This window comes from Candidatus Binatia bacterium (genome assembly GCA_036382395.1).
Taxonomy (GTDB): domain Bacteria; phylum Desulfobacterota; class Binatia; order HRBIN30; family HRBIN30; genus JAGDMS01.
Genome location: DASVHW010000235.1, coordinates 1 through 20,399 on the forward strand (window position 1 = coordinate 1; position 20,399 = coordinate 20,399).

A 20,399-nucleotide genomic window follows, 5' to 3' on the forward strand; every position below is an offset into this window, starting at 1 on the left:
TGGGCGATCGCACCCACCCTCCGGCCGATGCGTCCGAAGCCGATGATGCCCATCGTCAGGCCAGCCAGCTCGATGGGCGGGGTCTTCCAAAAACAGAAATCCGGCGCCCTCACCCACTCGCCGGCCATCACCGCCGCATGATGCGCACCGGCCTGATGGCACAGCTCCAGCAACAGCGCGAAGACATGCTGCGCCACGGAATCGGTCCCGTACTCCGGCACATTGGACACCGGAACGCCGCGCCGCCGTGCCGCAGCCACGTCGACCACGTTGTAACCTGTAGCCAGGACGGAGATGAACCGCAGCGCGGGCAAATTTGCCAGCGTCTGTGCCGTCAAAGGGACCTTGTTCACCAGTAGCACGTCCGCATCGCAGGCACGCAACAGGAGGTGCTCCGCCGGCGTGCGATCGTACAGCGTCAGCTCGCCGAGCTGGGCAAGTTCATCCCAGGGGTTGTCTCCCGGGTTGACGGTATAGCCGTCAAGCACGACTACCTTCATACCGATCTTCGCCGCCGACTCGTCTGGCCTATGATCTATCGAGACAATGGGTTAGGGAGTCAATGGCCCGATCTGCTTGACCGTCTCTGAGCACGCTCCTATAAGCGTCTCGACTCATGATGCTTGACTAAGCCCGCCCGCCGGGCATCGCACGCCGGATGGATACCGTCGCACTCGCGTACCGCTGCGCCGCTGCCGCAATCGAAGCCGGGAGGGAGATCCGCGAGACCGTCCATGCGATGGCGCTCGGCGACCGTGCCAGGCCGTGCAGGTCGATTCTCAAACCGGCGCGAAACAAAATGGCGGATGCCGTGGCCGAGGCGGCAGGCATCAAGCGCCTGGAACGGCTCAGCCTGGACCTGGGCTATCCGATCAAGTTCGTTCCCGAACCGAATCAACCTCCCCATACGATCGACGGTGCGAAGGGTACCGCCACGATCTGGGTATTGTTCGATGCTATCGATGGCACGGTCAAGATTGCAGGACTCGGCAATGACTTGCGCCACAAGAAGGTCCGCGCCACCAACGACGGCGCCTGGACTTCCGTCATGGCGTTTACCGCTCCGACGGAGAAGCCGCTGGAACATTTATGTATCGGGGATTTCATCGCGGCCACCATCGTGGATGGCAATCCCACCAGCTACAAGACCTACCCGCAGGAAGTGATCGCGATCCCCGACAGAAGCGGCCGTCTGCGGACCTACGAACTCGCCGGCAGACGCAAGCGGCGCTTGTTCACCAGTACGAATCGGAACCTGGGCCAGTCGTTCGTCTTCTTCGACGCTTTCCAGGCGTACGATCGGGAGACGCGCGCGCCCGGTGATGAAGCGCTGGCGGTCGAGCTGTACCGGCTACTCATCAACCGCCATGCAGGCGGGGCCTACGACGTCTTGCGGCAGTTCGGCAGCCTGGGCGCCCTGCAGCGCATGATGTTGGGCTGGCGCGATGGTTCTCCCTGGTACGAATCCCAGTGCGCCGCGTTCATCGTCGTCAACGAGAATATTCCGAACCTGATCCCTGCGGTGCGGATCGTCGAAGGAGCGGGAGGCATCTGCGTGGATTTCGACGGGCGGCCACTCCGCGAGCGCCGCGTCGGTGAAGGCCGCACGAGCGTCGTGTACGCCGCTAACCACTCCATTCGCCAAGTGGTCATGCGGTTGGTCAGACGGGCCCACGAAGCGATCGTCGGGGGCACCGGCAGCGTCCCCCCGCCCGGGCTCAGAGCCGGAGCGTCTCCGCGAGGGCGCGGATCTGGTCGGTGAGGCCACTCCGCTACGCCAGTGGCGTGAGGATCAGCTCCTCGACATCAGTTCAGTATGGGAACTGGCCCAGATTGGTGCGACAGGACAAGCATTGGCCGCCTCGGTATTGCGGGGGCTGATGGGAAAATGCACCGTCACCGCGGTGCCCTGTCCTACCGTGCTGCTGATCGCGATTCTCCCACCGTGCGCCTTCACGATCGCTTCGACGATAAAGAGTCCAAGCCCCGACCCCTCGATGGGGCTGCTGGGCGCTTGGCAGCGATACTTCTCGAACACAAGCGGCAGCTCGCTCGGTGGAATGCCCGCGCCGTTGTCACGGACCTCCAGGACGATCTCGTCAGCGGCCGCGCGCCCGGCGGACAGGGAGACCGTCCCCTCCGCTGGCGTGAACTTGATGGCATTGCCGACGAGGTTGGTGATGACCCGCTCCACCTGCACCGGGTCGACATACACGAACGGCAGGTTGGGTGCGACCGTGCAGTGAAGCGCCACGCCCTTGGTATCACTGGCGCTGCGCGCCAGCAGGAGAACGTCCTCTACCACGTTTGCCAGGTTCGTCGCCCGCCGTTGCAGGACGAGCCAGCCGGCATCAATGCGGCCCGCATCGATAAGGTTGAGGGCGAGCGTGATGACATGTTGGGTAGTCGCGTCGAGGCGCTGGGCAAGGTTCCTCTGCCGCTCCGTAAGCGGGCCACCATCACCCTCCAGCAGCAGCCTGGCTAAAGCCTGGATCACCCCGAGAGGGTTCTTGAGGTCGTGGCTGAAGGTTGACAGGAACTCCATCCTCAGCCCGCGGGTATGAGAGTCTTCCGCCTCCCGCTCGCGGTTGCGTGCCTCTCCCACCAGGTGGCCGAAGAAGAGCGCCACTGCAAACAGAAACGGGATGCGCAGGGCGTAGCCTGGGCTGAGTAACGGCCCCAGGCCGATAAACTGCGCCATGCTGTACAGATGCGTAGCGCTGACCAGCACCGCTGCACCCACCACCAGCTCGAGGTGCTTGGTCAGCGCGCTCAAAAACACGACGACGAAATAGATCACGAAGAACTGGCTCGAGGCCGTACCCGTGATCGCCAGACCGACGGACACCATGGTCGCATCAAACAACACGACGGTCACGTCAAAGAAGTATTCCGATGGCATGCGCGGTAGCAGGGCGCGCAGTACGATGTTGGATGCGAGGTACGCCGCAACGAAGAGGTCCACCCCCAGAGGCCTCACCGGGTGGCTGAAAAGCACCAGATATGAGGTGGCGATGATCAACACCCAGCGGAGAAGCAGGACGCCTTCGACTTTGTTCAACGTCGTAACCGGGTGGGCGGAGGGTTTCATGCGCAATGAGTTGCAGAGACGTCTTACGTTCGCGACGCCGCTGGTAGATCTCAGCACCCAACATGCCACGGCGGTACTCACCGGATGTACGGGACAACCACAGCGAAGTTCAAAACTTGACGCTGACGGCGATCGCCATCGCACGGAAGGGCCAGAATTCACCAGCCAGGCGCACGGTTCGGCGCCTGCGTCACTCGTCGGTCAGCTGGCTGAAATTTGACTCGGGGAAACTACGTAAAACGACCCATGAAAGAACGGATCTGCTGTGCTTACGGGAGCAGCCCAGTGCAATTATTTGCACCTCCGCGCGGAGTTTCTTGCGGGCATCGTTCTCTGCTGACCGACTGTCAGTTCACCAACACGTGCCCCGGCAAGCCACCTTCGATCCGCTGGCTGAGGCGTTCCCATCCGCGCACGAGGCGGAGCGCCTCCTCCCGATCGGCTATCCCGGTGGCGACCGCGATGCGAGAGGCGGATTCAATCACTTCCCAACTCACGTCCCCGGTACGGCGCAGTTGGACTTGGCGAAGGCGGTAATTCGGGGAGGCCTCCTCTTCATTCAATATCTGTCTGCCGATCATGTGAATCTCGGAAGTTCAGCTACCATCCGCACAGGATCATTCTACTCACACGCCGCAACCGCCGGCACGGCGCCCTCGAGCTTCTCCAACTCCGCGTACAACGTATCGATTTCCTTCTGCAGGCGCGCGTACTCACTGAAGACGGCGTGCGGATTGGCGTGCGCCTGGTGGAAGCCAGGTTGGTTGATGCCCTCGGCCAACACGCTCAGTTCGGTTTCCTTGGCGGCAATGGCGGCCTCGGTCTTCTCCCACTCCTGCACTCGACGCGCCTGGGCGCGTTCCTGCCGCCGTTGCGCCTCACGCGCGGCGCGCGTACTGGCACGGTCAGGGCGCTCTGGAGCGACCTCCTCGTCTTCGGCGCGGCGCGCGCCGCTGGCGGAGACGACCCTCGTTGCATGGTCCCCACCCGTGGCCTTCTTGAGGAGATACTCTTCGTAGTTGCCGATATAGCGCACGGCGGTGCCGGCACCGACCTCGATGATCTCTTCCGGCAAGCGATCGAGGATGTATCGGTCGTGGGCCACCAGAACGAGCGTGCCACGATAGGCGAGCAGCGCGTCGAGCAGGACCTCTTTGGCGTGAATGTCGAGATGGTTCGTCGGCTCATCCAGCAGCAGACAGTTGGCGGGATGGAGCAGGAGCTTGGCCAGGGCCAACCGATTACGCTCACCGCCGCTCAGGACGCCGGTACGCTTGTCCACCGCATCGCCCGAAAACAAGAAGGCGCCGAGGATGTGACGCACTTGGGGGACCAGCTCCATTGGGGCCGTCCGCGAGATCTCTTCCAGCACGGTAAGCCCCGGGTCGAGCTCTTGAGTCTGATCTTGCGCGAAGTACCCGAGCGTGACGTTGTGGCCAACGATGCGCTCACCGCCGCTCAGGGGCTCGACGCCCACGAGCAGCTTCATCAACGTCGATTTGCCGGCGCCGTTGGGGCCCACCAGCGCCACCTTACGGCCGCGCTCGATGGAGAGATCGAGCTGATCGTAGACGACGAGATCGCCGTACTGTTTGCACGCCCCGCGCATCTCCAACACGATGCGCCCGCTACGCGGCGGCTGCGGGAAGCGAAAATGTACGCTGCGATATCCCTCGGGCGGCTTCAGACGCTCGATCTTGTCGAGCTGCTTGATGCGGCTTTGCACCAGCGCGGCCTTGGACGCCTGGTAGCGAAACCGGCTGATGAAGCCTTGCAGCCGCTCGATCTCTTCCTGCTGCAACCGGTACGCCTCGGCCTGGCGTTGTATGCGCTCCTCGCGCTCGATGAGGTAGCGACTGTAGTTGGTCTGGAAATCCGTGATCGATCCGTGTGCGACCTCGCTGATGCGTTGCACGACCACGTCGAGGAAATAGCGATCGTGCGCCACCACGACGACGGTGTGCGGGTAGTCGGAGAGGAACTCTTCCAGCCAGGTGCGGGCTTCGATGTCGAGGTGGTTGGTCGGCTCGTCGAGCAGGAGGAGATGTGGCCGGCGCAGGAGCAGCGTGGCGAGCGCCAGGCGCATCTGCCAGCCGCCAGAGAATTCCCCGCAATCGCGCTGCAGATCAGCGGAGCGGAACCCGAGGCCGGCCAGCACTCGCTCCGCCTGCGCTTCCATGTCGTAGGCGCCGCACGTGTCCCATTCGCCGCAGAGCTTGGTGTAGCGCTCCATCAGTGCATCGTGACGCGGATCGTCCGCCGGTATTTCCGCCAGCTCGTGCTCGACGCGGCGGCATTCCGCCTCCAGGGCACGCACGTCAGCAAAGGCACTCAGGGCCTGTTCGAGCACGGTCCGTCCGCTGATGCCCAAGACCTCCTGGGGCAGATAGCCGACAGTGCAGTCCTTGGGCACCGCAATGACGCCGTCGTCGGCCTCGCCTTGGCCGGCAATCAGCCGCAGGAGTGTGGACTTGCCCGAACCGTTGGCTCCAACCAGGCCGACCCGACAGCCGTCCGGTACAAACCAGTTGACCCCGTCGAGCACGGTCTGCGAACCGTATCGCTTGCGCAGATTGCTGATCGTGAGCACAACCAGGATATGTAGCGACGATGCCGCGGAGGTGCAAACGGCAGCGGTGAAGTTCAACGCGGCGAAGACGGACAGCCGCGGCTATAGACCGTGAGCGAGAGCTGTTGTAACTGTGCCCGGCGCGGATTTGCGATTTCCGATTTCGGATGCTTCAATCGGGAAGAGTCGACCTGCAATCCTGAAAGTCAGCGAGGGGAGTTGCAATGTCAGAATTAGGCTTCTGGACGTTAGCGCAGAAGGATCCGGCGCACCTGGCCCTGGTTGAGCCGGACGGGAAACAATTGACTGCCGGCGAACTCCTGGCAGCATCGAACCAACTGGTGCACGCCCTGCGGGGTCTCGGCCTGAAGCAAGGCGACTGCCTGGCGACGGTGCTGCCCAACGGCGCACCAATGATCGAGCTGTATCTCGCGGCCGCACAAGCCGGGTGGTACCTGACGCCAATCAACCATCATCTCACGGCGTCGGAAATCGCCTACATCGTGCAGGACTCCGATTCCAAAGTTCTGGTGGGCGCCGAGCGTTTTGCCAGCGCCTGCGCCGGCGTCGCGGAAGAGCTGAAACTCCCGAAGCAGGCCTTGCTCGCCGTCGGCCGGATCCCCGGCTTTTCTTCCTACGCGGACCTGAAGGCGGGCCAGCCGACCACGCTGCCCCCGGACCGCTGCGCCGGGCAAGTGATGAACTACACGTCGGGGACCACGGGTCGTCCCAAAGGTGTACGCCGGCGCCTGCAACCATACGATCCCGACATCGTGTTCTCGATGATGGGCATGTTCTTGGGGATGTTCGGCATTCAGCCTGGGGACAACGGGGTGCATTTGACCGGCTCGCCGCTGTATCACACCGCGGTGCTCATGTTCGCCACCAGCTCTCTGCACATCGGGCACACCCTGGTGCTGATGGACAAGTGGACCCCGGAGAGCTGCCTCGAGGCCATTCAGAAGCATCGCGTCACCACGAGTCACATGGTGCCCACCCAGTTTCACCGGCTGCTGGCGCTCCCCGAAGACGTCAAGGCCCGCTACGACATGTCATCCTTGCGGCACATGATCCATGCTGCCGCGCCATGTCCCGTCGACGTGAAGCGGCGCATGCTGCAATGGTGGGGACCGGTCATTTACGAGTACTACGCCGCCAGCGAGGGAGGTGGAACGCTGGTGTCCCCCGAGGAATGGCTGAAATACCCTGGCACAGTGGGGCGCGCTTGGCCGAGCTCGGCGATCCGTGTTCTGGATGATGCCGGCAACGACTGCCCGCCGGGACAGCATGGAATCGTGTACATGTCACTTGCCGCTGCGGAGTTCGAGTACCACAAAGACAAGCAGAAGACCGATGCCAACCGGCGTGACGGGTTCTTCACCGTTGGCGACGTCGGCTATCTGAACGAGGAGGGTTATCTGTTCCTCTGCGACCGCAAGATCGACATGATCATTTCGGGTGGGGCGAACATCTACCCGGCTGAAGTCGAGTCTGTCCTGCTCACCCATCCCAAGGTGGCCGATGCCGCCGTCTTTGGCATCCCCGACGAGGATTGGGGCGAGCAGGTGAAGGCAGTGATCGAGCTGGCCCCCGGCGTGCACGCGGGTCCGGCACTGGCGCAGGAGATCCTGACCTTTTGTCTCCAACACGCGGCGAAGTACAAATGTCCCAAGTCGATTGATTTCATCGAAGTCATGCCGCGCGATCCGAACGGGAAACTGTACAAGCGCAAGCTCCGCGATCCGTACTGGCAAGGCCGCGAGCGGGTGATCTGAGGCGGCTGCGCCGCCGCGTATGGCGTAGAGCTGATCGCGGTATCGTTCCGGGCCATAAGCCATATGCGATAAGCTATACGCGAGTTTGGCTATGCAGTACGACGAACTGTACCGCAGCTTTCACTGGCACGTGCCGGAGCATTTCAACTTCGCCGTCGACGTCATCGACGCCTTGGCGCAGGACCGCAGCCGCGTCGCACTGTATTGGGAGGACGAGGCTGGGCGTGAAGCCCGCTACACGTTCTGGGACATCAGCACTCAGAGCAGCCGCTTCGCCAATGCCCTACGCGGGCTCGGTGTGGGCAAGGGCGACCCGGTCATGGTCATGCTGCCGCGCGTGCCGGAGTGGTTTGTGGCGTTCGTGGGAGCATTGAAGGCCGGAGCCCTCGTCATCCCATGCACCGCAAGCCTGCGCGCCAAGGACATCCGCTACCGGGCGCAGCACAGTGGCGCCCGCGCCATCGTCACGGCACCGGAGAATGTCGCCGAGGTCGAGGCGATTCGTCGGGAATGCGAGGAGCTGCGCGCCTTGATCGTAGTGGGCGGGGCGATCAATGGCTGGCGCGCGTGGAATGACACCCTGGCCGCGGCCGCACCGCACTGGCACGCCGAGGCAACGCGCAGCGATGAGCCGGCGATTTGCTTCTACACCTCCGGCACCACCAAGGATCCGAAGGCCGTCTTGCACACGCACGCCTACACGTACGCACAGCGTTATACCGGCCGTTACTGGCTCGACCTGCGGCCGGAAGACCTGCACTGGACCACGTCGGACACCGGCTGGGCGAAGGCCGCGTACGGCGTGCTCTTCGGCCCGTGGAGCAACGGCGTCCCCATTTTCATGTACCACGGCCGTTTCGAACCCGAGAAAGAGCTTCGCCTGCTGGAGAAGTACGAGATCAACGTCTTCTGCGCCCCGCCGACCGAGTACCGTCTGCTGGTCAAGGAGGACTTGGCGCAGTTTCGTTTTCCCAAGTTGCGCCACTGCACGGGAGCGGGCGAGCCGCTGAACCCGGAAGTCATTCACGCGTGGAAAGCAGCCACCGGGAGGTGGATCCACGACGGCTACGGACAAACCGAGACGATCGTCCTGGTGGCCAATTTGCCCGGCATGGAGATCCGTCCAGGTTCCATGGGAAAGGCGTTTCCCGGCCACGACGTCCGGGTGATCGATGCGCACGGCGGCGAGCCGCCGGCCGGCGCAGTCGGCGACGTGGCTTTGCGTGGCCGCGTGCCGGGCCTCTTCCGCGAATACTGGAAGAATCCGCAGGAGACGGCGGCCTGTTGGCGCGGGCAGTGGTACCTCACCGGCGATCGCGCCTATCGCGACGATGACGGCTACTTTTGGTTTGTCGGCCGTGCCGATGACGTGATCATCAGCGCCGGGTACCGCATCGGCCCCTTCGAGGTGGAGAGTGCCCTGCTGGAGCATCCCGCCGTGGTCGAGTCGGCCGTAGTCGCAAGCCCTCACGCCGAGCGCGGCGCAATCGTCAAGGCGTTCGTGAAACTGCGGCAAGGTGTGCGACCGTCGGCGGCGCTGGTTCGGGAACTACAGGAGCACGTGAAGCGGACCACCGCGCCCTATAAGTATCCGCGCGAGATCGAGTTCATCGACGAATTACCGAAAACCGTGAGCGGAAAAATTCGCCGGATCGAGCTGCGCCAGCGGGAAGAAGCCCGCAAGCGCGCGAAGTGAGTTTGGCGTGGCGAGGTCCCGGCCGGCACCGCTCGAGGTCGAAGCCAAGTTGCTGGTGGCGCGGGAGGGCGATCTGCGCGCCATCGCTCGCCTCGAATCCATCGGACCGTACCGGCTGCTCCCGCATGGCGCCGCACGCCTCCACTCCGTATACATCGATACGCCGGATCTGACTCTGGCGCGCCGGCGCATCGCCGTGCGCTTGCGCCGGCACCTGGGGCGGTGGGAGCTCACGGCGAAATGGGCCGGCCGCGTCGCCGGGTTGGTACATGAACGTCCCGAGCGGACGGTGGCGCTGTGCACAGCACCGCGATTCCCCTTTCACCTGGACGGCCAGCTGCACGGAGACCTCGAGGCGATCGTCGCCGGGTGTGCCCTCAGTCCCATTCTGATCACGGACATTCATCGCCGGCGATTCGACGTGTCACTGCTCGCGGCGCCGGCGACGGCGCCGCCCCTGGCGGAGCTGGCGTTGGATCGCGTCCGTCTGCGCGCGCCGGATGACCGCCAGGCGGTCGCCACCTACTGCGAAATCGAGATCGAGCGCCTGCATGGAACACGGCGCCACGTCACCCGCTTGGCTCGACTCCTGCAGCAACGCTTCGATCTGGCGCCGTCAGCCGAGTCGAAGTTCTCGCGCGGGCTCGGCTTGCTATACGGCGCCGGCTTCCACGCTGAATGCGGAGCGCAGTGACTGGTCATGAATTCCGCAGCCACGGACGCAAGCTTGACTTCGCCCGACCCTGAGGCGAATAAAGATTCCAGCATGCACAACGCGGGTGGGCAAATCTGATGCGCGCTGCGCTCGTGGTCTTGGGCGCAGCGTTCCTGCTGAGTGTCGGAACCCTCTGGTGGTTGAGGTTCGAGCATCATGCCCCTGTGGTCTCGTTACCCGCCCCCGTCGAGGTCCTCGGAAGAAAGACGCCAATTGATTTCGACGTTCGCAGCGATGCTCCCGGTCTGCGTTCAGTGACGGTGCGCCTGCAAGCGGGCGGGTCGAGCTATGAGTTGCTGAGCGACACCTACCCCACCGCGAGTTGGCGCGGCAGCGGAGTGTCGGAGAAGCGGGTGCATGTCGAAGCGGATCTTCTGCCGTTGAAAGTGCCGGAGGGGCCGGCCACGCTGGAAGTGTACGTGGAAACGTACGCCTGGCACGTGTTGCCCATCTTGCGCACGCCGCAGCTCTCGCTGCCGGTTACAGTCGACCTCACCCCGCCAAAGATCGAGTTGCTGACGACGCAACACAACATCCGACTCGGCGGCATGGAGTTGGCCGTCTTCCGTCAGTCCCCCGACACGGTGCGCAGCGGCATTCAGGTGGACAAGTATTTCTTTCCGGCGCAAACGGGGTACTTTGTTGATACCGCCGTGGCGCTGGCGTTCTTCGCCGTCCCGCAGGATTTGACGACGGACGTGCGTCCCCGTTTGATCGCCAGCGACGCGGCCGGCAATCAGCGCGAGGTCTATCTGCCTTGCAGCATCAAACCCCACCGGTTTGCCGAGCGGACGTTGGCAGTCGATGATGATTTTCTCAGCCGCAAGGTGCCGGAGATCGCGCACGAAAGCGGCCTGACGATCACCGCGGACCTGGTGAAAAGCTACTTACTGATCAACCGAGATCTGCGAGGCCGGAATGAAGCGCGCATCCGCGAGGTGACGGCGCATTCCGCGCCGGAGCCCCTGTGGGACGGCGCCTTTCAGCGGCAGCCCAACGCGGCGCCGCTCAGCTCCTTCGCCGATCGGCGCACCTACACCTACCATGGCGACGTCATCGATCATCAGACGCACCTGGGGTACGATCTGGCCTCGCTGAAACTCAGCGCCGTCGAAGCGGCGCAGACGGGCGTGGTGGTCTACGCCGACAATCTGGGCATTTACGGCAATGCCGTGATTCTGGATCATGGCCTCGGACTCTTCACGCTCTATGGACATCTCAGCTCGATCGCCGTGCAACACGGAGAGCGCGTGAAGGCCGGCCAGACAGTCGGCCAGAGCGGCGAAACCGGTCTGGCCGGTGGCGATCATCTCCACTTCTCGGTAATGTTATGGGGCGTGCACGTGGACCCGGTAGAGTGGTGGGACCCCCACTGGCTCCACGATCACGTGACACCCAAATTGACGATGTTCCCACGCGCAACCACCGCACCCGGAGCCGCACACGACCATGACTAAGCCAGACCGCGAGAGTCAACTCCACCTCGGTGAACAACGACTCAAAGAGTGGGGAGTGCCCGCCGACGCCAGCGTCGAGGCGCTCCGTCACACTGCCGGCCGCGATGCCGCCGCCGATCTCGCCATCGCCACCCGTCTCGGCTCGCATACCGAACCCGCCAGTGTCGAGGCACTGATCGCACTAGAGACGGCCAGCAGCGACAAGCTGGTGCGCAAGGAAATCCGCCGCTCCTTGTACCGTTTGGAGCGTCGCGGTCTGACGATTCCGCAGCCCGCGACGCCGAAACCAACGCTGGTGGCACCGGCGCCCGCGCTGGAAGGGTATCTCTCTGCGGTCGATGGCGGGGGTGATCAACTGGTGTGGCTCGCCAAACCGAGGGCAGGCAGCGTGGCGCATTTGTTCGCCGTGATCAACGATCCCGATGGCCTGCGGGAAGTGGATCTCTCCGAAACGACGCGCAAGGCGCTGCGCGCGGCACGACAGCAATTGCTCGACAAGCATGAGCTCCGCATGGTCGAAGCCGACTGGCGCTACTGTGACTACCTCATCGATCGGGCAATGCGCTGGGCGGCCGAGAAAGGCCACTCGGTCAGCGGCGACTACCCGGGATTGCGGGCGCAACTGATCAAGCAGCCGGTGACGGAGATGCCGGCGCTGATCTTGGCGCGCACGGATAGCGACGCCGTGCGCCGTGACCCGCAGCTGGTGGCTGAGTCTGCCAAGCTGCTAGACGAAAAAGAGTTCCGCACCTGGTTTTTCGATCGCGATGTCCTCAAGCCGTACATCGACGAGGTGCTGGAAGCCAAAACCAGCCCGCTGATTCTGCAACCGGGCCAGCAACAGGAGCGTTTTGGCGCCGTAGCCGAGCGCGCCGTCGAAGAACTGTTCGGGGGCGAGATCCAGCTGAGCTGGGTGCGCCGCCTGGAGGAGATGGCATATTTCCTCCACGTCACGCAGCGTTCCGAGCAGGCGCGGCGAGCCCTCGCGGCGGCGCTGGCTCTCGAGGCGAGCCGCCGAGGCGGCCGCGAGATTGCTTTCTGCGAGCAACTCGCGCGCACCAGCCTAGCCGCCTTCTTGCAGATGGAGGAAGAGCGCCGGGAGGAAGAATCCCGAACGTCGCTGGTGGTGACCCCGCAACAAGCCGCGCGGGAAGCGCAGCGCCGACGATAGCTCGCGTCAGCGCGATCGCGTCCGGTCGGACCCGGCGAGGTAACTACGTACCGCGGTGCTGCGTGAGCGCACCACAGCGGCATCGGGCGGCCGTTCGAACGCGCCGCGATCGACGCCGTCGCCGAGCGGCCGGACCCTGCCGGCCAGATCCACAGGCGGGGCTCCCGAAGGATCGCCACTGTCGATCGCCGGGCTATTCACCAGCGGTTGGCTACTGAGGGGATCGAGCTGCGGGGTAACGGCAACGTCTCCTGTCCCTGCCCGCTTTCACGTTGCCACTGACCGCTGTTCACGCCGTCGCCCGAGTAGAGCGTCTCTCCGTTCGGATCCTCGTGGACGATCAGCCGATCTGTCGATAGCGGCCGGTAGAGGATGTTGTGATGCTCGATCAATTGCACCGGACTGTTGTAGCTCAGCGCCTTGCCCGGCCCGGTCACGATGCAATTTCTCATCATCAACGTGTTGCCGGTGCCGAGCGCACGTACACCCAGATCGTTCTGCGACAGCGTGCAGTTCTGCAAGACCGTGGTCCCACCGGCTGGCGCAGCCGCGTTAATTCCGACTGTGTTGTATTCCACCAGCACGTTTTCCAGATAGCCGCCGGCCTGGACCTTTACTCCCGAACAGCCGTTGTCGCGCGAGATGGCCTGCAGCAGCGTGACGTTGGGACTCTTGAAGTCGAAACCATCTTGCGAGTTCCCAACGGCGCTGACGCGCTCGAACACGATATCCGATGTCGATGCGTCGGTATTGAAGCCGTCCGACTCGCTGTCGTCGCACCCGAGGCCGTCATCGTTCGCCTCGGAGCGGGTGTCGGCCACACGGATGCGATGCGCGCCGGCACAGATGCGGATGCCCGTGCGGAAGTTATGGTCGATGATGCAGTCGTGGACGACCACGTTCGAAGCGCCGGCAATCCAGATGCCGGTGTGGTTGTTGTGGATATGGAGTCCCGACAACTCGATGTCATGTGCTCAAGGTCGGACGAACACGGTCTCGGCAAAACCGCCGGCCAGCTCAAAGTTCTGGACCGTCACGAACGCCGCGTGCCCGCCGATGTCGAAGGCCGAAAGGCTCTTGGTGGGATCCGGACTGGTCAACACTGCGCCCGGCAACCCGCGCAGGACGATCGGCGCACCCTGGGTCCCAGCGCGTATAATGGCAACGGATTCCTTGTACTGCCCCGGGTTCACCATTACGAGATCACCGGCGCGGGCGCGTGTGACCGCGTAGGCGATAGTGCGGAACGGCTGCCGTACACTGCCCGGGTCATGGTCTGAGCCGTCTGAGGCCACGTAGTAGACCGCACCTGCGGCGCCGGTTCCGGGCGAAAGCGTGAGCACACTCGCCAGACAGCTGATGATCAAGAGAATTACAGGTTTCATGTTCGTCTCCATCCGATCGTCCGAAACAAAAAGGCCGACACCGCCGTGCACGGTATCGGCCCTTTCTCGCTTCATCGTTCGTCCGCGGGATTGCGCAATCCCACGAACACAAGCGTCAACTGATCGTTGAGCAACCAACGTGCCTGGGCACGCGACGAACCACCGTTCGCAGTTGCATCAAGTGGAAACGCAGATGGCTGTTACGCCGCATGCAATTTACCCAGAGGCGTCAAAAGAAAGCGGAAGAGGATCGGACAATGATGCGAGATGATCGGCTATCTGTCTGGCCGCCACGGGCAGCCTCGGCGTGATGATTGCCCTCCGAGGTGACCGGCGGTAACTATGAGCACTGGGGAGACGACGATGACTGCGACATGCGAGCTGACATGACCCGTTCACTTCTGACGAAGGCGGCTCTGAGCACCGTTGTCGGTGCGGTTTTTCTGTATCTGGCCTTCCGCAATGTTCCGTTGACGGATCTAGGAACCGCCCTCGGGCGTTTCGATCCCCGCTGGTTGATTCCCGCGTTCGCGATCAGCTTCACTCTCCAGGTCTTCCGTGCCTGGCGCTGGCAACTCGAGCTGCAGCCGCTGCAACGGATAGGGCTCGGACGGCTATGGGTGGTCACCAGCGTGGCCTATATGGCCATCAATCTGCTGCCCGTGCGGCTGGGAGAGTTTGTCCGGCCGTGGCTGCTGTCGCGGCGGTCGCGCGTAACCTTTTCCAACGTCGTCGGCAACCTGGTGGTGGAAAAGACGATGGACTCGGTGGTGATTGTCTTCTACATCCTGGTTGGGCTGCTCACCACCGCCAACCTGCCTTCCTGGGTCCGCCGCGGCGCCGCCTTCCCAGCCGTTGGCGCGGCGGTGATCGTCACCTTCGTCGTGCTGCTGTGGTGGAAAGGTGAGCCGTTCGTCGACCGCTGGATCGTCCGCGTGCTTCCGCAACGCCTGGCGGCGGGCTTCAAGCGGGTGACGCGGGCGTTGCTCGACGGCATGCGCATCCTCCCGGACGGACGCTTGCTGGCCGCCGTGTTCCTCGTGTCGCTGGCGCTCTGGTTCCTGCCGATCCTCTCGAGCTACGTGATCATCCGCGCCTTCGGCTTTGCGGTCCCGTTCAGCGCCGCGCTGATCGTCTTCATCTTCATCGGTTTCGGGACGGCACTCCCCAACGCGCCCGGCATGATCGGCACGTTCCAGTGGGCCTGCGTACTGGCGCTGGATCTCTTCGGCGTAGGCAAAGCGGACGCGCTGGCGTACGGTCTGGTACTCAACGCGATTCAGCTCTTGTCCCTGGTGGCGCAGGGAGTCGTTGCCCTGCCATTGGCCGGCGTCGGGCTCGCAGACATGCGTCGGGCGCGAACCGAACTCGTGGCGCAAGCGTAAGTCAGGTGCGATTCGCAGAGAGCCGCGCTGACAGGATGCCGGTCATCGTCGCGTGCAGATGCCCGTTGGATGCCGCGGTTTGCTGTCCGTAGAGATCGAACGGGCCGCCGCGAAAATCCGTGATGGTTCCGCCCGCTTCTGCGACGACGAGGGCGCCGGCTGCGGTGTCCCAGGGTTTCAGCCGCCATTCCCAAAAGGCATCGAGGCGGCTGCAGGCGACGTAGCACAGGTCGAGGGCCGCGGAGCCGCCGCGCCGGACGCCCTGGGCGCGGCGCATGACGTCGGCAAGGAAGCCGAGGTAGAAATCGACGTGCTCCCGGCGGTCGTAAGGGAACCCGGTGCCGACGAGCGCCTGCTCGAGATCGTCTACCGTGGAGACGTGAATCGACTGGTCGTTCATAGTTGCGCCATATCCTCGGCGCGCAAAGAACGTCTCGTTCCGAACCGGGTCGTGCACGATGCCGAGCAACACTTCGCGCCCGTGCGCAAGCGCCAGCGAGACGGCGAAGTGCGGATAGGCGTGCGCGAAGTTCGTGGTGCCGTCGAGCGGGTCGAGGTACCACACGTAGCGATCGTCGGGTGGCGGCTGGAGCGTGGTACCGGTTGAGGCTTCTTCGGCAACGATGAGGTGCTCCGGAAAAGCATGCCGCAGTTCTCCGGCCACGAGCGCTTCCACCTCGCGATCGGTCTCGGTCACGATGTCGATCACGCCCTTATGCTCGATGACCTTGGCCTTGCGCCAAGCGGCGCGCAGCCGCTCACCTGCCTCGGCCACAACCGCACGCGCAACGCTTTCGAACGCCTCCATCTCTCTACCAGTCCCACATCAACCGGTGTGGGGCAAGGCGAACATCTTCCTTTCGCCCCCTGTGGGAGGGCGGCCACAGGGGGCCGCCCCTACACCAATTGCGCGCCCGGGCATGGCGTCGGGTCAACGGGAGCGTCCCGCCGCAGCCGAAAGACCAGTGTGTTGACCCGCCGCCCCGATTCCTTTAGCAGACGGAAAGCAGCCGCGTGGTTGCGGCGAGGCACGGAAGTACGGCGCCAATGAGACTGTCGGTCATCATCCCGGTTCATAACGCAGCGGCGTTCCTCGACCGTTGCCTCGAAAGCGTGCGGCGATCGAGCTTCGGGAATTACGAATGCATCGTCGTCGACGACGCTTCCACCGACCAGTCGCAACGCATCGCCCGCACACATGGCGCAACGGTCGTAGCCCTCGACCAGAACGGTGGGCCGGCACGGGCTCGCAATCGCGGGGCGGCGCAGGCCCAAGGCGAGATTGTGCTGTTCTTGGACGCTGACGTATGCGTTCACACGGAGACGCTCGGCCAGGTGGACGCCTATTTCCGTCAACACCCGTCGGCGGACGCGCTCATCGGTTCGTACGATGACACACCGGCAGATCCAGGATTCATCTCGCAGTACAAGAACCTCTTCCACCATTTCGTGCATCACACCAGCCGGCCGCAAGCGTGGACCTTCTGGGCGGGATGCGGCGCCATCCGGCGGGACATCTTCCTGGCGGCAGGTGGCTTCGACGAATCGTACAGGCGGCCCTGCATCGAAGACATCGAACTGGGATTTCGCCTGCGGGCACAGGGTCGGCGCATCGACCTGAACCCAGCGATCCAGGTGACCCACTTGAAACGCTGGACCTTCAGAACGTTACTGCGCACGGACCTGTTCGACCGTGGCATTCCGTGGTTCCGGCTCATGCTGCGTGACCGCACCATGCCGCCGGATTTGAACCTAACGCTAGCCCATCGGCTGAGCGTCGCGTTGGTGTTCGGCGTCGGCCTGTGGTTGGCCGCCGCCTTGGCGCGATGGCTGACGCCTTCGCCGAGCCAATGGCCGCTCTTCCTCTTTCTATCCCTGGTGATGGCCCCTGTCGGCGCGTTGCTCTACCTGAACTTCGACCTGTACCGCTTTTTTGCCCGCAAACGTGGACGGCTGTTCGCGGCGCAGGCGGTGCCGTTGCATTGGTTGTACTACTGTTACTGCGGAGTGGCGGCTGGGGTTGCGGTGGTGCTGCATGTGTTTGACAAGCTGAACCCGCGGCGACAGCGGCCAGGTCTCGCATCGCCCAGAGCCACGCGCTAGCTAGCGTCCCATGGGGGCCGTGGGAACGACGTGGGTTGTCACTTGAGTGTCAACCGGGACGGGAATTGACTCGGGTCCAAACGTGGTAGGCTTTGCCGCAAGAAAAGACGCTTCCGTGCGGCTTGGGACCGACCAGCGGCCGAGTTGAGGAACGCCAACGATGGATATCGTGCTATTCAACCCAGCGCCCCGACGTGGATGGCAGGTTCAGCGACGCGTCGAGCTGCCGTTGAGCCTGCTTTGCCCGGCTACCCCTCTGGATGGGGAAGGATATCGAATCAAGATTATCGACGAGTTTGCCAACCCACGGTGGAAGCGAGAACTGTTGGAGGCGCTCGCGGAAAAGCCGATCTGCTTTGGCGTAACGTGCATGACCGGCCCGCAGATCCTGCACGCCATGGAGGGTTGTCGGATTGTCCGAGAGCGACATCCGGACGTTCCCATCGTCTGGGGAGGCGTTCACCCCAGCCTCATGCCGCGGCAGACGCTGGCCCATCCCTATGCGGATATCGTCGTGGTCGGTGAGGGCGAGGCCACATTCCCCGAGTTGATCAAAGCCCTGGAATCAGGGACGCCCCTGAGCCAAGTCGCCGGGATCTGGTACAAGGACGGCAGCGGAAACCCGCCGACACCACACGGTATCGGTCAAGTCGAGTCCTCAGGATTGCCGACCCTCGGCGCCGATGACGGTCAAGGCGCAGTCCGCACAGCCGCCGACGCCCGCAACCGGTTTCGCTGGACGGGAGAACGGCCATTCGTGAATCTCGACGACCAACCGCCCCTCGCCTACCATCTCATTCAGATCGACCACTATCGGAGGCGGCTTTTTGGTATCGACCACTTGAGCTTCAACTCCAGCCGCGGTTGCACATTTCGCTGCAGTTTCTGCTGGGACCCGGTGATGCACAAGCGAAAATGGAGGGCGATGCAGCCTGAGACCGTACTCGATCATCTCAAACGAATCATACGCGACTACAACATCCGCGGGTTCCTCTTTACCGACGATCACTTTTTCATTGATATGGAACGGGCGCACGCCATCCTGGAGGCAATCGTGCGCGCCGACCTCGACATCTCCATCAGCAAGCTCCAGATTCGCGCCGACACCATCTGTCGGATGGATCGGGATTTCTTGGATCTGCTGGTGAGGGCCAAAGTCAAGCGCCTTACCGTTGGCGTCGAGTCGGGGAGCCAGCGACTGCTGGATCTCCTCCAGAAGGACTTGACAGTGGAGAAGGTAATCGAAGCCAACCGGAAACTGATCCCCTATCCGATCGTGCCCATCTACCTTTTCATGATGGGACTTCCCACCGAAACCCCTGACGAGTTTGCCCAGAGCGTGCGCCTGGCGGTACAGCTCACCGATGAGAACCCACGAGCGGTCAAGACGTTCAATATCTACACCCCTTACCCGGGAACGCCTTTGTACGACTCTTGTGTGAAGCATGGGTTGGTCGAGCCGCAGCGCTTGGAAGGATGGGCCGAGTTCAACTTCCGCAACGTTGCCAAGCAGTCACCCTGGATCCCGGCGGAGACGAAACGGCTCGTCAGGGCGATGGACTTCCCCCTGATGTTCCTCGGAAAAGGACATTTCGTCACGCCCTATAAGAAAACCAACCCGCTGGTGATGGCGCTGGCCAAGCTCTATTACCCCTTGGCGAGGTATCGCGTGACGCGCCTCGACGCGCGGTGGCCGATCGAGACGACGCTGGTCAAGGCCCTTGGCGCCTTCGGTCGGCAGGACTAGGAGCCTCTCCTCAATGTTGCCGCAATCTTTGCCGGCAGGCGGCCGAACTTCTGAGCCTTTCCTTTGAGCGGATCATGGCGACGCTGAAAACGATTGCGAGAGAACAGCTGCTCGAGCCGGTTGTGATGCGGCTGAGGCGTGTTTACAGCGCGACCTACAAATTCAGGGGCGGTTACTATCGGGCCATCAGGCTCACCCCCTCGGAGATACGGGACGGGAGCTATAAGCAGTATCTGGGCGGCGGCCGCGATGCGTGGGAGCTCCGGGGAGCTTTTCCACTGTTCTTTCTCAAGCAGATGGGTCTCCAACCGTTTCACAAGTTCCTCGACGTGGGATGTGGACCACTACGCGGCGGCGCACACTTGATTGGTTACCTGGACCAAGGGCAGTACTTCGGAGTGGATTACAATCGGGATTTCATCCAAGCAGCCCGTCAGATCGTAGAAGACAAGAAGCTCAGCCACAAGAAGCCGACGCTGCAAACACTTTGCGATTTCGGTTTTACGAGCGTCGGAGGTGATTTCGTGTTCGCCTTGGCGTTCTCCGTATTGAACCACTGCCACCGCTCCCAGCGGAAGCGCTTCTTCGAGCAAGTGCCCGCGTGCCTCGAAAGGAATGCGAGGCTGTATATTACCCACGCCCGGTGGTTCGGCAGCCGCCAATCACTGTGCCCTGCGAAGTTCGCTGCGTTGAGCCGCACCAACCAGTCCCAAATCGTAATGGTCTGGGAACCAATGTCGTCTACTACATTGCATGTCCCGTCGCTCACGGCGCACTGCGTGCACCCTGTGGTCGAAGAAGACCCTGTATCTGTTGACCCCCGTCGCTGCGCTCGCACTCGACTGGCAGGGTACGCCGCTGATTGAGCAGAACCCTGCCCACGGGTATGAGTCGTTCGCATCATGCAAACCACCGGCGCTGTCTTTCTTTTCCCACATCAGCGCGGTCATGGTGTCGGTCACTGTTCCGTCACCGTTATCGACAAACCGACTTGAGGCGGGGACCACAGTCGCTGTGGCTGTCGGCGTCTGCGTGGCAGGTAAAGCTGGGGCAGGGTGGCGGTCGGCGTCGCTGATGCCCAGGCGCCACATTGCGCTCCATCGACCAGGACTTGAACCGCGATCGTAGGCTCATCTACACGCAGACCCATCGGATCAGCGAAAATCAGATTGGTGATAGTGATGGGACAACAACCACTGCCCAGAGAAGGAGCTGCCATCAACGTGCAGCAGAAGAGTTCCCCGTCAGGGATGGGACGGGAATCTGACAAAGACAAGAAGAGCGCCCGCATCCACCCCTCGGAAA

Annotated in this window: 17 protein-coding genes; 10 read left to right on the forward strand and 7 right to left on the reverse strand. The window is 63.1% G+C overall.

The features are described 5' to 3' along the window. Positions 1 to 500, reverse strand: a 500-nt coding sequence (locus tag VF515_10885) for an NAD(P)-dependent oxidoreductase (GenBank protein ID HEX7408136.1), incomplete at its 3' end; no start/stop codon positions are given. Between the two features lie 158 nt (positions 501 to 658). On the opposite strand from VF515_10885, the gene VF515_10890 reads away from it, so the two are divergent. Beyond that, positions 659 to 1,762 carry a hypothetical protein gene (locus VF515_10890; GenBank protein HEX7408137.1) on the forward strand — a complete coding sequence of 368 codons (1,104 nt, stop codon included), beginning with the start codon at positions 659 to 661 and terminating at the stop codon, positions 1,760 to 1,762. A 30-nt stretch (positions 1,763 to 1,792) separates the two neighbouring features. On the opposite strand, the gene VF515_10895 is transcribed toward VF515_10890, so the two are convergent. From VF515_10895 to VF515_10905, 3 genes are all read right to left on the reverse strand, one after another. After that, a complete protein-coding gene (locus tag VF515_10895) occupies positions 1,793 to 3,091 on the reverse strand; it encodes a HAMP domain-containing sensor histidine kinase (protein HEX7408138.1) in 1,299 nt (432 codons plus the stop codon). Positions 3,092 to 3,438: 347 nt separating this feature from the next. After that, positions 3,439 to 3,672 carry a hypothetical protein gene (locus tag VF515_10900; protein HEX7408139.1) on the reverse strand — a complete coding sequence of 78 codons (234 nt, stop codon included), beginning with the start codon at positions 3,670 to 3,672 and terminating at the stop codon, positions 3,439 to 3,441. A gap of 41 nt (positions 3,673 to 3,713) precedes the next feature. Next, entirely contained in the window at positions 3,714 to 5,681 is a 1,968-nt protein-coding gene (locus VF515_10905; GenBank protein ID HEX7408140.1) for an ABC-F family ATP-binding cassette domain-containing protein, read from the reverse strand. A gap of 203 nt (positions 5,682 to 5,884) precedes the next feature. On the opposite strand from VF515_10905, the gene VF515_10910 reads away from it, so the two are divergent. The 5 genes from VF515_10910 (at position 5,885) to VF515_10930 (ending at position 12,474) form a co-directional block, all read left to right on the forward strand. Then, on the forward strand, positions 5,885 to 7,435 hold the full coding sequence (locus VF515_10910) for an acyl-CoA synthetase (protein ID HEX7408141.1): 1,551 nt from the start codon (positions 5,885 to 5,887) through the stop codon (positions 7,433 to 7,435). Between the two features lie 91 nt (positions 7,436 to 7,526). Beyond that, positions 7,527 to 9,131, forward strand: a complete 1,605-nt coding sequence (locus VF515_10915; protein HEX7408142.1) for an acyl--CoA ligase — start codon at positions 7,527 to 7,529, stop codon at positions 9,129 to 9,131. Positions 9,132 to 9,138: 7 nt separating this feature from the next. Then, the gene (locus tag VF515_10920) at positions 9,139 to 9,825 is read left to right on the forward strand and encodes a CYTH domain-containing protein (GenBank protein ID HEX7408143.1); all 687 of its coding nucleotides are present in this window, start codon (positions 9,139 to 9,141) and stop codon (positions 9,823 to 9,825) included. Positions 9,826 to 9,923: 98 nt separating this feature from the next. Beyond that, entirely contained in the window at positions 9,924 to 11,303 is a 1,380-nt protein-coding gene (locus tag VF515_10925; protein HEX7408144.1) for a M23 family metallopeptidase, read from the forward strand. Then, positions 11,296 to 12,474 carry a hypothetical protein gene (locus VF515_10930; GenBank protein ID HEX7408145.1) on the forward strand — a complete coding sequence of 393 codons (1,179 nt, stop codon included), beginning with the start codon at positions 11,296 to 11,298 and terminating at the stop codon, positions 12,472 to 12,474. Before VF515_10925 ends, VF515_10930 begins: the two co-directional genes overlap by 8 nt. 197 nt (positions 12,475 to 12,671) lie before the next feature. Here VF515_10930 and VF515_10935 read toward each other — a convergent pair whose 3' ends face one another. Beyond that, positions 12,672 to 13,433 carry a right-handed parallel beta-helix repeat-containing protein gene (locus VF515_10935; GenBank protein ID HEX7408146.1) on the reverse strand — a complete coding sequence of 254 codons (762 nt, stop codon included), beginning with the start codon at positions 13,431 to 13,433 and terminating at the stop codon, positions 12,672 to 12,674. 15 nt (positions 13,434 to 13,448) lie between these two features. Beyond that, the gene (locus VF515_10940; GenBank protein ID HEX7408147.1) at positions 13,449 to 13,859 is read right to left on the reverse strand and encodes a DUF1565 domain-containing protein; all 411 of its coding nucleotides are present in this window, start codon (positions 13,857 to 13,859) and stop codon (positions 13,449 to 13,451) included. A gap of 386 nt (positions 13,860 to 14,245) precedes the next feature. Here VF515_10940 and VF515_10945 point away from each other — a divergent pair, with 386 nt between their 5' ends. Then, positions 14,246 to 15,244 (forward strand): lysylphosphatidylglycerol synthase transmembrane domain-containing protein, encoded by a 999-nt coding sequence (locus VF515_10945; GenBank protein HEX7408148.1) that lies wholly within the window; start codon positions 14,246 to 14,248, stop codon positions 15,242 to 15,244. A 1-nt stretch (position 15,245) separates the two neighbouring features. Here VF515_10945 and VF515_10950 read toward each other — a convergent pair whose 3' ends face one another. Next, the gene (locus tag VF515_10950; protein HEX7408149.1) at positions 15,246 to 16,052 is read right to left on the reverse strand and encodes an inositol monophosphatase family protein; all 807 of its coding nucleotides are present in this window, start codon (positions 16,050 to 16,052) and stop codon (positions 15,246 to 15,248) included. A 239-nt stretch (positions 16,053 to 16,291) separates the two neighbouring features. Between VF515_10950 and VF515_10955 the strand changes: the two genes are divergently transcribed. From VF515_10955 to VF515_10965, 3 genes are all read left to right on the forward strand, one after another. Continuing rightward, the gene (locus VF515_10955) at positions 16,292 to 17,347 is read left to right on the forward strand and encodes a glycosyltransferase family 2 protein (protein ID HEX7408150.1); all 1,056 of its coding nucleotides are present in this window, start codon (positions 16,292 to 16,294) and stop codon (positions 17,345 to 17,347) included. A 160-nt stretch (positions 17,348 to 17,507) separates the two neighbouring features. Then, positions 17,508 to 19,094: a radical SAM protein gene (locus VF515_10960; protein ID HEX7408151.1), complete on the forward strand. Its 1,587-nt coding sequence runs from the start codon at positions 17,508 to 17,510 to the stop codon at positions 19,092 to 19,094. Positions 19,095 to 19,168: 74 nt separating this feature from the next. Continuing rightward, on the forward strand, positions 19,169 to 19,960 hold the full coding sequence (locus tag VF515_10965) for a class I SAM-dependent methyltransferase (GenBank protein ID HEX7408152.1): 792 nt from the start codon (positions 19,169 to 19,171) through the stop codon (positions 19,958 to 19,960). The last annotated feature ends 439 nt before the right edge of the window (positions 19,961 to 20,399 follow it).

Coding starts and splice junctions, on each gene's coding strand:
- VF515_10890 (HEX7408137.1), top strand. CDS start 659: ATGGATACCGTCGCACTCGCGTACCGCTGCGCCGCTGCCGCAATCGAA.
- VF515_10895 (HEX7408138.1), bottom strand. CDS start 3,091: ATGAAACCCTCCGCCCACCCGGTTACGACGTTGAACAAAGTCGAAGGC.
- VF515_10900 (HEX7408139.1), bottom strand. CDS start 3,672: ATGATCGGCAGACAGATATTGAATGAAGAGGAGGCCTCCCCGAATTAC.
- VF515_10910 (HEX7408141.1), top strand. CDS start 5,885: ATGTCAGAATTAGGCTTCTGGACGTTAGCGCAGAAGGATCCGGCGCAC.
- VF515_10915 (HEX7408142.1), top strand. CDS start 7,527: ATGCAGTACGACGAACTGTACCGCAGCTTTCACTGGCACGTGCCGGAG.
- VF515_10925 (HEX7408144.1), top strand. CDS start 9,924: ATGCGCGCTGCGCTCGTGGTCTTGGGCGCAGCGTTCCTGCTGAGTGTC.
- VF515_10930 (HEX7408145.1), top strand. CDS start 11,296: ATGACTAAGCCAGACCGCGAGAGTCAACTCCACCTCGGTGAACAACGA.
- VF515_10940 (HEX7408147.1), bottom strand. CDS start 13,859: ATGAAACCTGTAATTCTCTTGATCATCAGCTGTCTGGCGAGTGTGCTC.
- VF515_10945 (HEX7408148.1), top strand. CDS start 14,246: ATGACCCGTTCACTTCTGACGAAGGCGGCTCTGAGCACCGTTGTCGGT.
- VF515_10950 (HEX7408149.1), bottom strand. CDS start 16,052: ATGGAGGCGTTCGAAAGCGTTGCGCGTGCGGTTGTGGCCGAGGCAGGT.
- VF515_10955 (HEX7408150.1), top strand. CDS start 16,292: ATGAGACTGTCGGTCATCATCCCGGTTCATAACGCAGCGGCGTTCCTC.
- VF515_10960 (HEX7408151.1), top strand. CDS start 17,508: ATGGATATCGTGCTATTCAACCCAGCGCCCCGACGTGGATGGCAGGTT.
- VF515_10965 (HEX7408152.1), top strand. CDS start 19,169: ATGGCGACGCTGAAAACGATTGCGAGAGAACAGCTGCTCGAGCCGGTT.